Annotated in this window: 1 protein-coding gene and 1 pseudogene; one reads left to right on the forward strand and one right to left on the reverse strand. The window is 61.9% G+C overall.

The window, feature by feature from the left end; genetic code table 11:
* Positions 1-74: 74 nt before the first annotated feature.
* Positions 75-2,147, forward strand: a pseudogene (locus Q7V20_RS11130) (DNA-directed RNA polymerase subunit beta'); the annotation flags it as partial.
* 114 nt (positions 2,148-2,261) lie between these two features.
* Here Q7V20_RS11130 and Q7V20_RS11135 read toward each other — a convergent pair.
* Entirely contained in the window at positions 2,262-2,678 is a 417-nt protein-coding gene (locus Q7V20_RS11135; protein WP_304790661.1) for an HIT family protein, read from the reverse strand.
* Positions 2,679-2,685 lie beyond the last annotated feature (7 nt).

Consider the following 2,685-nt stretch of genomic DNA (forward strand, 5'->3'; position numbering starts at 1 on the left):
TTCAAATGTTACAGCCAGAAACCGGATAGCTTCCGCATCTACGGCATCAATACAGATCAGCCTTGCTGGTATGTCTATCGGGTGCTCGCGGTTCCGCCGCGCAGATCCGCCAGTTGTCCGGCATGCGGGGTCTGATGGCCAAACCTGACGGCTCGATCATTGAGACCCCCATCACGGCGAACTTCCGTGAAGGCCTCAATGTGTTGCAGTACTTCATCTCCACCCACGGTGCGCGTAAGGGCTTGGCCGACACGGCCTTGAAGACCGCGAACTCGGGTTACCTGACACGCCGCCTGGTCGATGTGACGCAAGACTTGGTCGTGACCAATGTCGATTGCGGCACCGACCAAGGCATCGCCACGCGTGCGCTGGTTGAAGGTGGTGAAGTCATCGAATCGTTGCGCGACCGCATTTTGGGTCGTGTCAATGCCACCGAGATCCTGCACCCTGAAAACCAGCTCCTGCTCTTCCCGGCCGGCACCATGCTGGACGAGGACGTGATGGAGGTGCTCGAAGGCGCTGGCGTCGACGAAGTCAAGGTTCGCACCCCGCTGACCTGTGCCACACGCTTCGGCTTGTGCGCCAAGTGCTATGGCCGCGACCTGGGCCGTGGCGGTCTGGTGAACACCGGTGAAGCGGTTGGCGTGATCGCCGCGCAGTCCATCGGTGAACCCGGCACGCAGCTGACGATGCGGACCTTCCACATCGGTGGTGCCGCATCGCGCGCCGCCGTGGCTTCCAGCGTGGACGCCAAGTCCGACGGCATCATCGGTTTCAACGCCACGATGCGCTACGTCACGAACGGCAAGGGCGAGTTGGTGGTGATTTCGCGTTCCGGCGAAATCGTCATTTCCGACCAGCACGGTCGTGAGCGTGAGCGTCACAAGGTGCCTTACGGCGCGTTGCTGAGCATCAAGGCTGACCAGCAAGTCAAGGTCGGCCTGATCCTGGCCACCTGGGATCCGCTGACCCGTCCGATCATCACCGAGTTCGCTGGTAAAGCCCGCTTCGAGAACGTCGAAGAGGGCGTGACCGTCGCCAAGCAATTGGACGAAGTCACCGGCTTGTCGACCCTGGTCGTGATCGATCCCAAGCGCCGTGGCGCCGCCAAGGTCATCCGTCCTCAGGTCAAGCTGCTCGATGCCGCAGGTCAGGAAGTCAAGATCCCTGGCACCGACCACGCTGTGACCATCGGCTTCCAGGTCGGCTCGCTGATCCAGATCCGCGACGGTCAAGATCTGTACCCTGGTGAAGTGCTCGCACGCATCCCGGTCGAAGGCCAGAAGACCCGTGACATCACCGGCGGTCTGCCGCGTGTGGCCGAGTTGTTCGAAGCCCGTTCGCCCAAGGACAAGGGCACCCTGGCTGAAATCACCGGCACGGTGTCCTTCGGCAAGGAAACCAAGGGCAAGGTTCGCTTGCAGATCACCGATCCCGATGGTGGTGTCCACGAAGAACTCGTGCTCAAGGAAAAGAACATCCTGGTGCACGAAGGCCAAGTGGTCAACAAGGGCGAGTCCATCGTCGACGGTCCCGCAGATCCGCAAGACATCTTGCGCCTGCTGGGCATCGAAGAGCTGGCCCGCTACATCGTCGACGAAGTGCAGGACGTCTACCGCTTGCAAGGCGTGAAGATCAACGACAAGCACATCCAGGTGATCGTTCGCCAGATGCTGCGCCGTGTTCAGATCGTCAACCCAGGCGATTCGACCTACATCCCCGGCGAGCAAGTCGAGCGTTCGGAACTGCTGGACACCAACGACCGCCTGCGTTCGGAAGACAAGACCGTCGTCACCTACAACGACGTGCTGCTGGGCATCACCAAGGCCTCGCTGTCGACCGACTCCTTCATCTCGGCCGCTTCCTTCCAGGAAACGACCCGCGTGCTCACCGAGGCTGCCATCATGGGCAAGCGCGACGAGCTGCGTGGCTTGAAGGAAAACGTGATCGTGGGTCGCTTGATCCCTGCCGGGACCGGTTTGGCTTTCCACCAGGCCCGCAAGGCCAAGGAAGAGATGGACGACTCCGAACGCCGCGCCATCTCCATGCAGGAAGCGCAAGAGCGCGCTGCCATGGAGCTGAACGCGCTGGAAGAGAGCACCACGGCCGACGGCGGCGACGAGCCAGCGGCACCCGCTGCCGAGTGATCTGACCGGGGGCCGACAACGGCGCCCCGCTCAGCCTCAAGCTGAGACAACAAAAAGCGCCAGGGTTTCAAAGCCCTGGCGCTTTTTTCATGGCCGATCGGGTTTGTCCAGGATCTACAAAGCGGCCTTGATCTTCTCGGCGATGGCCTGCAGCTTGGCGGGGTCTTCCATCTTCGAGGCATGGCCTTTGCCGAGCGCGCCCAGCGAGCTGGGCAGCACGTGCACGTGGTAGTGCGGCACAGTCTGGCCAGCGGCCGATCCATTGAGCTGGAAGATCACGATGCCCGGTGCGGCCATCGCCTTCTTGACGGCAGCGGCCAGCTTCTTGGTGGTCCGGATGCAGGCCGCTGCGGCCTCGTCCGACAACTCAAGCAGCGTCTCCGCGCCCTCTTTGGGAATCACCAGCGCGTGGCCATCGGCCTGCGGCATGATGTCCATGAAGGCCAGCGTGTGCTCGTCCTCGTACAGCTTGATGCAGGGGATCTCGCCGCGCAGGATCTTGGCGAAAATGTTTTGCGAGTCGTAAGCCATCACATCA

Origin of the sequence: Aquabacterium sp., assembly GCF_030652515.1 — a bacterium.
Lineage (GTDB): Bacteria > Pseudomonadota > Gammaproteobacteria > Burkholderiales > Burkholderiaceae_C > Aquabacterium.

Excerpts from the sequence above, each read along its gene's own strand:
- Q7V20_RS11135 (WP_304790661.1), bottom strand. The coding sequence starts at position 2,678 with ATGGCTTACGACTCGCAAAACATTTTCGCCAAGATCCTGCGCGGCGAG.